This window comes from Phenylobacterium sp. LjRoot225 (assembly GCF_964252855.1).
Taxonomy (GTDB): Bacteria; Pseudomonadota; Alphaproteobacteria; order Caulobacterales; family Caulobacteraceae; genus Phenylobacterium.
Map to the genome: position 1 here is coordinate 896,152 of NZ_CAXUPL020000002.1, position 12,839 is coordinate 908,990.

The following is a 12,839-nucleotide window of genomic DNA, read 5'->3' on the forward strand; positions in this document are numbered from 1 at the left end:
CTCTAACGCGATCGCTCCCGGATGCCAGGCTGCCGCCTGGCGGTGGCCGCGGTCCGGCGCGCCGAAGTCGCCCAGCCACGTTAATAGGCTACTCTGTTGCAAATTATTACTTGAAATGCGAGCACATATCGATAAAGAGTGTACCTAATAAAAAGCAAGCTGGGTGGAGGACGCGATGGCGGCGCCGTGGGACATGACGGGCAAGGTGGTCGTGATCACCGGCGGCAACGCCGGGATCGGCCTGGGCTTCGCACGCGGGATCGCCCGCGCCGGCGGCGACGTGGTGATCTGGGGCCGCCGCCAGGAGAAGAACGAAGAAGCCGCCGCGCAACTCGCGGAATTCGGCGTGCGCGCACTGCCGCAGTCGGTCGACGTCGCCGACGAGGCGCAGGTGGTCGCGGGCATGGCCGAAGCTGTCGCGAAGATGGGACGCGTCACCGGCGTGATCGCCAACGCGGGCGTCATGAAGCCCGTCACGTCGTTCCTTGAGATGACCAATGAGGCCTACCACGGCCTTCTGGCGATCAATCAGCACGGGGCCTTCCACGCCGCTCGCGAGGCGGCTCGCCATTTCAAGGCGCGTTGGGACGCCGGCGATCAGTCCGGTGGCTCAATCCTGTTCTGCGCCAGCCTCTCCGCCGTGACCGGTTCGCCAGGAATGCAGCACTACAACGCCGCCAAGGGGGCGATGGCGTCCATGGCGCGCGGGATCGCCGTCGATCTCGGACGCTACGCCATTCGCGCCAACACCGTCTGCCCCGGCTACACGATCAGCGAGACAGTGATCGATCCGGGTCCCGACCACCCGCTCGGCAAGCGGGTGCGCGAAGGCACGCCGATCCCGCGGTTCGGGACGCCCGAGGACTTCGAGGGGATCGGCGTCTACTTCATGAGCGACGCCTCGCGGTTCCACACCGGCGACCTGGTCAAGGTCGACGGCGGCTGGATGGCTAACGCCGGCAAGTCCAACATCGGGGCGCTGCGCTGATGAGTGCGAGCACCGTTGATAAAGCGAAGGATGCGGTGGAGACCAAGACCTTCCACGTCGACGCCTTCAAGAACCCGGTCCTGGCCGAGGATCAGCGTCAGGCCCTGGAAGCCGAGGAAGCCCAGCCGCTGGACATGTCCGTAGACGCCGTGCTCGCCGCAGCCCAGGCGCGGACGGGCCTCAGCGACTTCGGTCCGCGCGACTTTGAAGCCCGGCTCGGCCGGCTGCTCGGCGAGGTCGAGGCCGACGCCAACGTCTGGCGGCGCTACAAGGCGCAGTTTGTCGAGCAGTGCGTCTCCGCCGCCGCCAATCGGCTGCGCAATCAGGACTTCTTTAAAAACCATCCGGAGGCGGACGACCTCCGGATCGACCGGCCGATCATCATCGTCGGCCTGCCGCGCTCCGGCTCCACCCACCTGGAGAACCTGATCGGCGCCGACCGGCGGCTGCGCCACCTGCCCGTCTGGCTGGGTTACCAGGCCACCCCGCAGCCGGGCGAAACGGCCGGGCCGGACGGTCGCGACCCGCGTTGGGAACGTGCGCAGCAGCGGTGGGAGCGCATGCGCGCCAATCCGATCATGGAGGCCATGCACGAGCATTCGCCGGACCATGCCTGCGGCGAGAACGAGCTCCAGCTGCCCGACTTCGCCACCTACCAGTGGGAGTGGATGGGCGACGTGCCGAAGTGGCGCGACGCCTATTTCGCCGAAGACCAGACGCCGCACTACGCCTACGGCCGCAAGGTGCTGAAGGCGATCTCCCTCCAGTTCCCAAGGGACCGGCGCTGGATGATGAAGGGGAACCAGCACAGCGAGCAGTTGTTGGCGCTGAACAAGATCTATCCGGACGCAACGATCGTGATGAACCATCGCGATCCCCTCGCCATCCTGCAGTCGGTGCTGACCATGCGCGGCATGTATGTGCTGGCCAGCCAGAAGCGGCCCGACGTCGCCGCCCACGTCGCCTACTGGACCGACCGGATCGAGCACATGCTGCGGGCCTACATCCGCGACATGGACGCGGTTCCGCAGGCGCGGCGCGTGGACCTGATGTTCCAGGACATCATGGCCGACGACGTGGGTTCGGCGCAGCAGGTGCTGGAAGCCGCCGGCCTGCCGGCGACGGCGGACAGCGCCGAGGATCTGCGCGACTACATGGACCATCACCCCCGCGGCCGCGCCGGCCGGGTCGTCTACGACCTGGAAGGCAACTTCGGCCTGGATGTCCGGGCGCTGCGCGAACGCTTCAGCTTCTACACCGACCTCTTTCCCGTGAAGCACGAGGTGAAGTGAGATGGCCGACCAACCCGAGAACGCCCTGATCATCCGCGCCGGCGACGGGGTGCAGGACGCCGTGGCCCTGGGCCACGACATCTACATGTCGCGCGACATCTCGAACGCCTATCGCGTGGTGACGCCGGCCGGCGACGTGATCATCAACACCGGCATGGTCTGGCACGAGCACGAGAACGCGCGCCGGCTCGGCGCGGTCAGCGCCAACCCGATCGCGAAGATCATCTTCACCCAGAGCCACGACGACCACATCGGCGGCTGGCGGAGCTTCAACCAGCCCGGGACCGAGACCATCGCCCAGGCCAATTTCGCCCATGTGCGCGGCTACTGGACGGGGCTCGGCGAGGCGATGACGCGGCGGTCGCGCCACCTGTGGGCGCGCGACCAGCAGCAGGAGATGACCGAACGGCCGGAACCGGCGATCTCCACCACCTTCCACGACACCCACAGCTTCGAACTCGGGGGGCGGCGTTTCGAACTCCTCGCGACGCCGGGCGGCGAGACGCTGGATTCGCTGGTGGTGTGGATGCCGCAGGATCGGGTGGTGTTCACCGGCAACCTCACCGGCCCGCTGTTCGGCCACGTGCCCAATCTCTACACACTGCGCGGCGACAAGATCCGCTACGTCCAGTGGTGGCTCGACGGGGTGCAGCGGGTCATCGACCTCGAACCTGAGGTGCTGATCACCGGCCACGGCGACCCGATCCGCGGCGGCGCCGAAATCCGTCGCCAGCTGAGCCGCATCCGCGACGCCGTCCAACACCTGAAGGACCGCACCTTCGAGGGGATGAACGCCGGCGTCGACCTCTGGACCTTGATGGGCCAGATCAAGCTCCCGCCGGAGCTCGATGTCGGCCAGGGCCACGGCAAGGTTCCCTGGATCATCCGCGCCATCTGGGAGGAACATCTCGGCTGGTTCCGCTTCGAGAGCACGACCGAGCTCTACAACGTGCCGCTCGGCGCGGTGTCGGCCGACCTGGTCGAACTCGCCGGCGGGCCGGCGCCCGTCGTGGCGCGAGGCCGTCAGAAGCTCGCCGAGAACCGCCCGCTGGAGGCGATCCACCTGGCAGAGGCCGCGCTCGCCAAGGCCCCGGCCGATCCTGGCGCCCTGTCGCTGAAGCTCGCCGCCACCGAGCAGCTGCTGGCGAGCTCCACCCGCGAGAACTTCAGCGAAGTGCGCTGGCTGGAGTCCGAGGTGCGCCGGCTGCGGGCCGCCGTCGAGGGCCCTGCCCAATGACCCATCCCCGCCTCTCGATCGACGCGCTCAGCTCGTTCAACTGGTCGTTCGACCAGGACCTGGCGCTGTGGCGCGAGCTGGACGTGCGCTACGCCGGCCTGCTGATCTCCAAGATCGCCGACGACATCCCCGGCAAGATGCAACGCCTGCTCGACGCCGGCATTCGCCCGAGCACCATCGTCACCGGCGGGTTCGATCTCGCCGACCGCGGCTCCTGGGAGCAAACCCGGGTCCTGCTGAAGGCGATCATCGACGCCGTCGAAACCGCGGGCGGGGGGACGGCCTATATGACGCCCGGCCGCACCACCGGCGCCCCCTGGAGCGAGGTGCTGGACACCTTCGCCGAAGCCGTCGCGCCGTCGGTCGCCTACGCGCGTGACCATGACGTGCGGCTGGCGTTCGAACCCTCGCTGCGGACCGACGTCTCCTTCGTCAACACCCTGCGCGACGCCGTCGACGTCTGCGAACGCACCGGCCTCGGCCTGATCGTCGACTTCGGCAACTGCTGGATGGAGCGCGACCTCGCCGAGGTGCTGCAGCGCGCCGCCCCGCACATCGCCCTGGTGCAGATCTGCGACGTCGTCATCGGCGGCAATGGGCGGCCGCCGCCGGGCGGCCGCGTTCATATCGGCGAAGGCGAACTGCCCGTGCAACGGCTGATCCAGGACGTCATCGCGACCGGCTATAAGGGACCGTTCGACCTCGAGGTCCTGGGACCGGTCATCGAAGCGGAAGGCTACGACTCGGCGATCCGCCGTGGCGTGAAGCTCGCCTCGGCCTTCCTGACCGAGGCCGGCGTCTGACAGCCCAGAGTTTGAGGAACAGCGACATGAGCCAAGACGATGCGACCCACGCCCCGTCGGCGCCCTTCAAGGATAGCTGCGCGCTGATCTATGGGGCGGGCCAGGGCATCGGCCGGGCCGTGGCGCTGGAATTCGCCCGCCGCGGCGCCCGCGTCGCCATCGCCGACATCAACGTCCCAGGCGCGCAGGAGACCGCTGCGGCGATCAAGGCCATCGGCGGCGAAGCGGCGGCCTTCGCCTGCGACGTGACGCGCGAAGACTCGATCCGCGAGGTCGCCGACCAGGCCGAGCGCGCGCTCGGCGACGTCGACATCGTCATGAACAACGTCGGGGTCATCACCAACGGCAATCCCGAGGACATCCCCCTCGACGAATGGCGGCGGATCATCGACCTCAACCTGTTCTCCGTCATCTACAGCAACCAGGTCTTCATCCCGAAGCTGACGGCGCGCGGCCGCGGCCACATCGTCAACACCGCCTCGTTCGCCGGCCTCTATCCCTACGCCGCCAACCGGATGCCCTACGTCGCCTCCAAGGCCGCCGTCATCGCGCTTTCGGAGTCGATGGCGCTCTACCTCCACCCGCAAGGCGTCCGGGTCAGCTGCCTCTGCCCGGGGCCGGTGGCCACCGGGGTGATGAATGCGATGAAGTCCTGGAGCGAGAACATCCCGTTCCGCGGCCCCGGCGCCCAGTACAAGGTGGCCACGGTCGAGCAGGCGGCGGTCACCCTGGCCAACGGCATGTGCGACGGCCGCGTCATCATCCCGACCGACGACAAGGTCTGGGAGGTGATCCGGCGCCACGCCGCCTCGCCCGACGCCTTCATCCAGGACAAGATCGACGAGGTCGCCCGGGGCGAATTCGGCAAACCCTCGATGTGAGACCTGCCTCCCCCGCGCAAAGCGCGGCGGGCGGGCCCCCTCTCGCCCTCGCTAGACGCGCGTCCTGTGGAGCTGTGCATGCACAAGATCGGAACCAGCGAGAGACCGGACTGGAGCTTGGCGGTCGTCATCGGCGCCGGCGGCCTGGGCGCGGCCGCGGCGCGCCGGCTCTCGCAACGCCATCGCGTCCTGGTCGTCGATATCGACGCTGAGCGAGCGGAGCGCACGGCGGACGCCTTGCGCCATGAAGGCGGCGACGCGACCGGCGTCGCTTGCGACATCACCGATCCGACGGCGGTGTCCAGCCTGGTCGAGACGGTTGGCAAGCACGGCGGGTTTCGCGTCCTGGCCCACGTCGCCGGGCTCTCGCCCTCCGCTGGGGATTTCCGCGCGATCCTGACGGTGAACCTCGTCGGTGCGGTCGCGGTGGCCGCGGGGCTTCTGCCCTTGGCGGATCGCGGCGCGGCCGGCATCTTCATTTCCTCGCTGGCTGGGCACAATTTTCGCCCCGACGCCGCCATCGAAGACCTTCTGCGCCGCCCCGACGCCGCGAACCTGGTCGACGCGCTTGCCGCCGCCCTGGGGAAGGATCAGGCCACGCCGCAGATGGCCTATGTGCTGTCGAAGTACGCCCTGATGGCCTATTGCCGACGCCAAGCCGCCGCGTGGGGCGAGCACGGCGCACGGATCGTCTCGCTGTCGCCGGGACTGATCGCCACGCCGATGGGCGCCCGTGAATTCGAGAACAGCCCGACCAAGATCAGGCTCTACGAGCGCAGCCCCCTGAAGCGAGAGGGGACCATGCTCGAGATCGCCGACGCCATCGAATTTCTGGCCTCCGACAAGGCCTCATTCATCTCCGGGACCGACCTGCTGGTCGATGGAGGCCTGGCCGGCGCCTTGGCCAGCTGACCCCTCGGCAGGCTCCGGCGGAGCTTAACATGCACTCAATTGGATCCACACCACGCCACAACATTGATTTTACGACTAAGAGAACACTTAATTAGACATGGCGCGTGGTCCGTGGCTGAACGGACGGCGGACGGCCCATCGTGATCTTCAGCGGGAAGGCGGCGCTTGTCGCGGACCGCATCCGACGCCGTCGACCATGATCTGAGCGGGCGTCGCAATCGATCGACTGCGGGAGACATCAAGGATGACGCCGAAAACCTACAAGGCCGCGATCTTCCGCGGCGTCGGCAAGGTTGAGGTCGTCGACCTTCCCTATCCGCAATGCGGCGACGACGAGGCCATCGTGCGCAATGTCCTGACCGGCATCTGCGGCTCCGACATCTTCGCCTTCCAGAAGCACGGCCCGGAAAGCCGGATCTGGATCGACGAGGAGTTCGGCCACGAGGCGATCAGCGAGGTCGTGGCGCTCGGCAAGAACGTCACTGGCCTGGAGGTCGGCGACCGGGTGTTCGTCAACCAGGGCAAGGCCATGCGCGACATGCGGCGCATGTCGGCGACCGGCGGCTTTTCCAACTACCTGCGCATTCCGCAGTGCGAGGCGGGCCACAGCCTCTTGAAGATCGACAACGACCTGCCGCTGCGCACGGCGGTCCTGTTCGAACCCTTCGTCATCGGCACGCGCGGCGTGAAGGTGCTGGATCCCCAGCCCGGCGACTCCGCGATCGTCTTCGGCGCCGGCATCATCGGCCTGACCAGTGCGATCATGCTGCATTGGTACGGCTGCAAGAAGGTCATGGTGGTCGACCTCTCCGACTTCCGTCTGGAGAACGCTCGCAAGTTCGGCTTTTCGACCTGCAATCCGTCGACCGAAGACCTCAAGGCCAAGGCGCTGGCCGAGTTCAGCTCTGTGCAAAGCCACTTCGGCGAGCGCTGCGCCGCGCGACTCTACGTCGATGCGGTCGGGGTGAAGTCGGTGATCGAGAGCTTCTCGATGCTGGCGCCGCGCAACGGCGCCATCTCGATCGTCGGCGTCCACAAGCAGCCGGCGCCGATCGACTGGGTGCAGGTCAGCTTCAGCAACTGGCACATTCACGGCTGCGGCGACGGCGAGACGGAAGATCTGCTGCCCGACATCCTCGCGATGATGCGGGCGCGGAAGGACGAACTGTCTTTCCTGGTGACCCACGAATTCCCCGTCGAGCGGATCAGCGAGGCGCTGGAACTCGCGGCGAACGCCCAGGCGGCGCAGAAGGTCTGCATCTCGTTTTGATGGCCAGCGGCGGCGGGCGCGGCCCGGTCCGGCGACAAGCGCCTGGCCGGGCCGCGGCGTCTGGCTTGCCTAGTAGGGAAGCTCGACTTCGTTCAGCGCGGTGACGATCGTCTTGCCGTTCTGGTCGGTCATCTTGACCCTCACCTGGACGAGGGGAACGCCCCACTCGGACCGCTCGATCTTGGCGACCACCTCGCCCTCGATGAAGGTTACGTCGCCTTCGAAGGCCGGCCCGCGGAACTCCGACTTGGCGTGCCGCACGAGACCGTCGTGCCCGGCCCAGAAGGCCAGGTAGTCGGTATTCCAACCCGCCATGGTCGCCCCGTAGCCATAGGCGCGGGCCATGCCGATCTCGCTCGCCTTGCCGTCGTCGATGTGACCGCGCGAAGGCCCGACGTAGAGGCCGTCGCGCAGGCGCGGGTCGATCATCGCCCCCTCTTCGTCGAAGCTGAAGCCTTCGATCCAGCCCATGTCCTGGTTGACCCAGGGGTTTTCGACCCCCTCTGGCGAGGTCCAGTAGAAGCTGCCCCAGATGTTGAAGATGAAGGCGCGGTATTCGGTGGTGAAGCTGGCGATCGAATGCGGACCGATCACCCGGCGCGGCAGCTTGTCGCCGACCTTGACCTCTTCGAAATGCGGCGACTTGCCTTCACGGTTGGACAGGAACCAGGCGCGGCGGATCTTGTCGATCTCCGCCAGTTCGGCCGAGGTCCACCGCTTCAGCTCGCCAGCCGTCGCCGCGTAGACCCCGCGCTTCTCGGCTTCCTTGGCGAGGTAGCGGATCACCGTCGGGCAGGACCGGGCGATCAGGTCGCCCCGCTGGTTGCGGTGAATGGTGTCGCCGCGCTGGAACAGGGTCGGGCCGGCGAACTTGGTGTCGGCGACCTTGTAGTCGGTGAAGATCCGCTCCTGGAACAGTTGGTCGCCCGGCCGGATGTGGGTTCCGTACCACCACCATTCCTCACCGCCGAAGATCATGTGCTGGCCGTCGATGCGGCCGACGCAGGCCTGGTTGTTGCCATGGCCGTAGTCGAGCGCGACCGCCATCGACTGCGGGGCGATGATGTCGCCGAACTTGGTCTGGCTGGCGAACCGCTGGTCCCAGTGCAACGGGTTCACATAGTCCAGCGCCATCACCCAGCGGCGGATGTCGGTCTTGTTGCAGGGCTCCCACAGCTGCCCGCCCCCGACCTTCTGGCCGAGACGCCACTCGATGTCGCTCAGGTCGAGTTGAACCACTGCGTCGTCCGCCATCGCATCCTCCATCGTTTCTTTGCGCGAGGGCCTGCGGCGGGATGAATGCCTATCCGCGCCCTGCCCGCTTACGCCGTTCGTCGGCTTGTGTGCGGCCGGGCGGCAGGCCGGGGCTTGATGAATTTCGACAAAATTCGCGTGCTCAGCCCGCGGGGTGCGGCGACCTCGCCGCTGATCGCAGCCTTGTCGGCGAGGCGGAGAACCAGCGATTGCAGGTGCGCGTCATGACCGACTGTTCGGCGAAGCCGAGACGCTCCGAGATGCTCGCGAAGTCGAGGTCGGTTCCCTGGATATAGTAGATCATCAGGTCGCGGCGGACGTCGTCCTTGATCTTCTGGAAGGAGGCGCCTTCAGCCTTGAGGCGACGCAGCATGGTCTGCGGATGCAGACTGAGCTCGGCGGCGATACGCTCGTTGCGGCAAAGATCGGTGCCCAGGTACTGCATGATCACGCCCCTCGCCTGGGCATGAAGCGGGACCCGGCAGCCGCTGAATTCGGTGTCGATAAAGGAGGTCGCCGCCGCGTAGGCGCGGGCGTCCGGGGTCACGATCGGCGCGGCCAAGTCCCGTTCTGAATAGACGACACCGTCCACATGCTGGCCGAATAGGACTTCGCAGCCGAAGTAGCGACGGTAGACCTTCGGGGAAGAGATCGGCTGGTGACGGAAGTAGACCTTCCGGGCGCGGGCCCCGCCCCCCGTCATCTCCATTGCGGAGAGGTGCCCGACCAACAAGATCTGTTCCATGGCCTGGGCCTTGTGCGGCGCATGGTCGAGCAGAATGTCATGACCCGCGAAAACGGCGCCGTGACGGCGCGGCCCCGCCAGCCAGATCCGCGCCGCCAGGCTGTGCGCCGCGGCGTGCTGGCTCACGTAGTCGAGCGCCTCGCCAAAGGTCTGCGAGTTCTTCATCACGACCCCCAAGGGGCCGAACATCCGCCCGCCCTGAAGCCTCGCCAGGCGCATGCCGAAGTCCGGGCAAGGCAAGGTCTCCGCGGCGCACTCCAGCAAGTCGAGCACCTGCCGGTACGTCACCTTCGACCCCGGCTCGCCTGGATGCGCAGCGTCGATCCCGACCTGCGCCGCCAGCTGCTGCGGATCCCCGCCGAGCTGTTCGACGAGGTCCGGGAAGAACTGCAGCATCTTGGCGTGCACCACGTCGAAGCGCTGCCCCGCCTCGGACTGCGGCTCCGCCGAAGAGGTTTTCGCCACGCCCTTCTCCCAGCCTGGTCTCGCCGCCGCCGCGCCACGCCGCGATGCGGCTCTCGGTCAGAGCAACCCATCAGTCGAAATCGGTCAAGCGACGCCCCATCCCCGGGCGTAATCAATGGCCAACGACCGTGCACCCGTGGGCGCCGGCGCTTGAGGGAGGGTCGGATGGCCGCCATGGAGCTCAGGATGTCGGAGTCCACGGCGGCAGGACGCGAGCGCCCCTGAAAATGGCGGGCCAACTCTCAGGCAAGGTCGCCGTGGTGACGGGCGCCAGCCGGGGGATCGGCCGGGGCATCGCGCTGGCCCTCGCCGACCAGGGCGCGACGGTCTACGTCACCGGCCGCCGGACGATCCCGTCGCTGCGCGCCGAGCGCGGCGCACCGATCTGGACGCCGGTCTGAACTAGAAGGTCGTCAAAGAAGGGCTCGGATAGAACCGGGAGTCATAGCTCATGCAAACGACCGAGCTCGCGGATCGCTATTTCGCCAGCGTCAGAGCGCGCGACATCGACAGCTTCATCGCATTTTTTGATCGTGATGCGACTCTGACCCTTCCCGACGGCCGTGAGATCTCAGGCGTCGTCGCAATTCGCGACATGGAGGTTGGCGTCTTCGCGGCAGGCGCGCCGACGCCGTCACCGATCGCAATGGTTCCCGGTCCCAACGCCATCGCGGTGGAGCTTGAGGTGCATCTGCCAAATGGCGAGCTTCGCCGCATGGCGAGCTTCTTTCACCTCAACAGTGAGGGCCGCATCCAGCGCCTGAGCATCTATCGACAAGGGGCCTGACGAAGCGGCGTTCGTAGAGTCTCCTCGGCGTCTCTCCGCTAGGTCGCGACCTGCAGCCGAGGCGCGGACCCGCCTAAAGCGATTGCGATCGATCTTGTATACGTATACGCCCCACCTCAATTCATCAGGGCCGGCCGCATCAAGGGAGGACGAAATGGACCTGCAACTCGCCGGAAAGCGCGCGCTTGTGACCGGAAGCAGCTCGGGCATCGGCAAGGGCGTCGCGGCGGTCCTGGCGCGCGAAGGCGCGACGGTGGTGATCCACGGGCGCAATCGCGAGCGGACCGACGGCGTGGCGGAGGCGATCCGCGCCGCCGGAGGCGTGGCCCACGTCGCGATCGGCGACCTTGCGACGGAAGCCGGCGCGGCGGCCGTCGTGCAGGCCGTGCACGACCATGCCGGCGGCCTCGACATCCTCGTCAACAACATCGGCGGGACCGAGTCGAGCGGCGGCGGCCTGAAATCTTGGTTCGAAATCCTGCCCGAGCACTGGGCCGGATCGATGCAGCAGAATCTCGTCGCCGCGGTCCGCATGATCCACGCCTTCACACCCGCCATGCGCGACCGGGGATGGGGTCGCGTCATCAACGTCGCCAGCGCTGGGGGCACGGAACCGCCCGCCGCCGTGCCCGACTACTGCGCCGCCAAGGCGGCGGTGATCAATATGACCGTCAGCCTGTCGAAGGCGCTCGCCCGCACGGGCGTGACCGTCAACACCGTAAGTCCAGGCTGCACGCGAACGGAAGCCTTCGAACGAACGCTCGACAAGCTCGCGGCCGAGCATGGCTGGCCCGACGACTACGAGGCGCGCGAAGCCCGGTTCATGGAGCTCGGAATGTTTCCGTGCGCCGCCGAGCGGTATGGCAGGCCCGAGGACGTCGGCGCGCTCGTCGCCTTCCTGGCCAGCCCCCTGGCGGCCTTCGTGGACGGCGCGAACTACCGCATCGACGGAGGCCAGTGCCAATCGGTGAACTAGGGCCGGGTCCGGAGTTGCGCAGCCCGACCGGCCAATAGAGCCAACCGAAGCCGTCATCCCGGCCGCAGCGAAGCGGAGAGCCGGGACCCAGGGGGTTCTGCACTGTGCGGCGACCCTGGGTCCCGGCTCGGCCCTCGGCCGTCCGGGATGACGAGCACGTTCGATATGCAATCGCCCTGCACGCAAAGCGGGGAGCTGACTGAGCGGACCGTCAGCCCCCCGGCGAGCGCACGCGTCCCCAGTGGGTCCAGACGAACTGGCGAACCTCGCCATTGAGGTCCTCCTCCTCCGGGGCGCCGTGGAAGCCGCCGTGCGAGGCCGCTTCGATGACATGCAGCTCCGCCGCCACGCCTGCGGCGCGCAACGCCCGGTGCATGCGCACGGCGTTCGAGAGAAAGAGGTCGCGGGTGCCGGCGCTCAGGAAGGTCGGCGGGAAGCCCTTGGTGAAATCGCCGAACAGCGGCGAGAGATAGGGGTGGGTGAGATCGTGTCCCGCCGCGTAGAGCCGGTTGATCGACATCATGTCGCCGGTCAAGACGGCGTCGAGCCCCTTGTGGGTCTCGAAGGAGTCCCCCGAATTGGTCAGGTCGAGCGCGGGCGTGAGCAGGACGCAGCCGGCCGGAAGCTGCAGTCCCTCATCCCTCGCCCGCAGGATGAGGGCCGCGGTCAGGTGGGCGCCCGCCGAAGCCCCGCCGATGATGATCTCTTCCGGCCGGCGCGCCTTGAGCAGCGCGCGGTAGGCCGCGAGGCAATCGTCGAGGGGCGTCGGATGGGGATGGTCCGGCGGCGCCCGATAGTCGACGGACCAGACCCGCGCCCCAAGCACGCCCGCCTGGACGACGGCCAAGGCGCGGCAGTTCTCGCCGCCGCCGACGATGAAGCCGCCGCCATGGATGTCCAGGTAGACGCGGCGGTCGTCCGCGGCCACCGAGTGCGGCGTGACGACGAACACCCTGGCGCCGCCGGCGTCGATCTCCTCGACTTCCGCCGGGACCTTGGCGGCCATCGCCTGCATGGGCCCCAGCATGGCCTGGTTCACCGCCGCGGCGTAGGCGCGCCAGCTGGTCAGGTCGCCGAGGGCCGGATAGGGCGGCGGATCCGGCCGGCGCATCGCCATGATGGCCTGAGCCTGCGGACTGACCGAGGCGGGTATCGGAATATCGCGCGCCGGCACGTGTCGCACGGGGCGATCCCCTGGCTGAGACATGGCCTTCTCCCTCCCTTTGTTT

The 12,839-nt window shown here is 67.7% G+C and carries 13 protein-coding genes; 10 read left to right on the plus strand and 3 right to left on the minus strand.

Annotated features, from left to right (window positions below; all coding sequences use genetic code 11):
* Positions 1-175: 175 nt before the first annotated feature.
* From ACSQ2B_RS14475 to ACSQ2B_RS14505, 7 genes are all read left to right on the plus strand, one after another.
* Positions 176-988, plus strand: a complete 813-nt coding sequence (locus tag ACSQ2B_RS14475) for an SDR family NAD(P)-dependent oxidoreductase (protein ID WP_436050822.1) — start codon at positions 176-178, stop codon at positions 986-988.
* A complete protein-coding gene (locus ACSQ2B_RS14480) occupies positions 988-2,280 on the plus strand; it encodes a sulfotransferase family protein (RefSeq protein WP_436050824.1) in 1,293 nt (430 codons plus the stop codon). Before ACSQ2B_RS14475 ends, ACSQ2B_RS14480 begins: the two co-directional genes overlap by 1 nt.
* Position 2,281: 1 nt before the next feature.
* Positions 2,282-3,517 carry an alkyl sulfatase dimerization domain-containing protein gene (locus ACSQ2B_RS14485; RefSeq protein WP_436050825.1) on the plus strand — a complete coding sequence of 412 codons (1,236 nt, stop codon included), beginning with the start codon at positions 2,282-2,284 and terminating at the stop codon, positions 3,515-3,517.
* Positions 3,514-4,320, plus strand: coding sequence for a sugar phosphate isomerase/epimerase family protein (locus ACSQ2B_RS14490; RefSeq protein ID WP_436050827.1), 807 nt, complete (start codon positions 3,514-3,516; stop codon positions 4,318-4,320). Before ACSQ2B_RS14485 ends, ACSQ2B_RS14490 begins: the two co-directional genes overlap by 4 nt.
* A 26-nt stretch (positions 4,321-4,346) precedes the next feature.
* The gene (locus ACSQ2B_RS14495; RefSeq protein ID WP_436050828.1) at positions 4,347-5,201 is read left to right on the plus strand and encodes an SDR family NAD(P)-dependent oxidoreductase; all 855 of its coding nucleotides are present in this window, start codon (positions 4,347-4,349) and stop codon (positions 5,199-5,201) included.
* 78 nt (positions 5,202-5,279) lie between these two features.
* A complete protein-coding gene (locus ACSQ2B_RS14500) occupies positions 5,280-6,113 on the plus strand; it encodes an SDR family oxidoreductase (RefSeq protein WP_436050829.1) in 834 nt (277 codons plus the stop codon).
* Between the two features lie 244 nt (positions 6,114-6,357).
* The gene (locus ACSQ2B_RS14505) at positions 6,358-7,383 is read left to right on the plus strand and encodes a zinc-dependent alcohol dehydrogenase (RefSeq protein WP_436050830.1); all 1,026 of its coding nucleotides are present in this window, start codon (positions 6,358-6,360) and stop codon (positions 7,381-7,383) included.
* A 69-nt stretch (positions 7,384-7,452) separates the two neighbouring features.
* Here the strand turns inward: ACSQ2B_RS14505 and ACSQ2B_RS14510 are convergent, their stop codons facing one another.
* Entirely contained in the window at positions 7,453-8,637 is a 1,185-nt protein-coding gene (locus ACSQ2B_RS14510) for an FAS1-like dehydratase domain-containing protein (RefSeq protein ID WP_436050831.1), read from the minus strand.
* A gap of 142 nt (positions 8,638-8,779) precedes the next feature.
* Positions 8,780-9,847 carry an AraC family transcriptional regulator ligand-binding domain-containing protein gene (locus tag ACSQ2B_RS14515; RefSeq protein ID WP_436050833.1) on the minus strand — a complete coding sequence of 356 codons (1,068 nt, stop codon included), beginning with the start codon at positions 9,845-9,847 and terminating at the stop codon, positions 8,780-8,782.
* A gap of 227 nt (positions 9,848-10,074) precedes the next feature.
* On the opposite strand from ACSQ2B_RS14515, the gene ACSQ2B_RS14520 reads away from it, so the two are divergent.
* From ACSQ2B_RS14520 to ACSQ2B_RS14530, 3 genes are all read left to right on the plus strand, one after another.
* Positions 10,075-10,248 (plus strand): SDR family NAD(P)-dependent oxidoreductase, encoded by a 174-nt coding sequence (locus tag ACSQ2B_RS14520; RefSeq protein ID WP_436050835.1) that lies wholly within the window; start codon positions 10,075-10,077, stop codon positions 10,246-10,248.
* Between the two features lie 50 nt (positions 10,249-10,298).
* A complete protein-coding gene (locus ACSQ2B_RS14525) occupies positions 10,299-10,634 on the plus strand; it encodes a nuclear transport factor 2 family protein (protein WP_436050836.1) in 336 nt (111 codons plus the stop codon).
* Positions 10,635-10,788: 154 nt separating this feature from the next.
* Positions 10,789-11,610 carry an SDR family NAD(P)-dependent oxidoreductase gene (locus ACSQ2B_RS14530; RefSeq protein WP_436050837.1) on the plus strand — a complete coding sequence of 274 codons (822 nt, stop codon included), beginning with the start codon at positions 10,789-10,791 and terminating at the stop codon, positions 11,608-11,610.
* Between the two features lie 211 nt (positions 11,611-11,821).
* On the opposite strand, the gene ACSQ2B_RS14535 is transcribed toward ACSQ2B_RS14530, so the two are convergent.
* Positions 11,822-12,817: an alpha/beta hydrolase gene (locus tag ACSQ2B_RS14535; protein ID WP_436050838.1), complete on the minus strand. Its 996-nt coding sequence runs from the start codon at positions 12,815-12,817 to the stop codon at positions 11,822-11,824.
* Between the last annotated feature and the right edge of the window lie 22 nt (positions 12,818-12,839).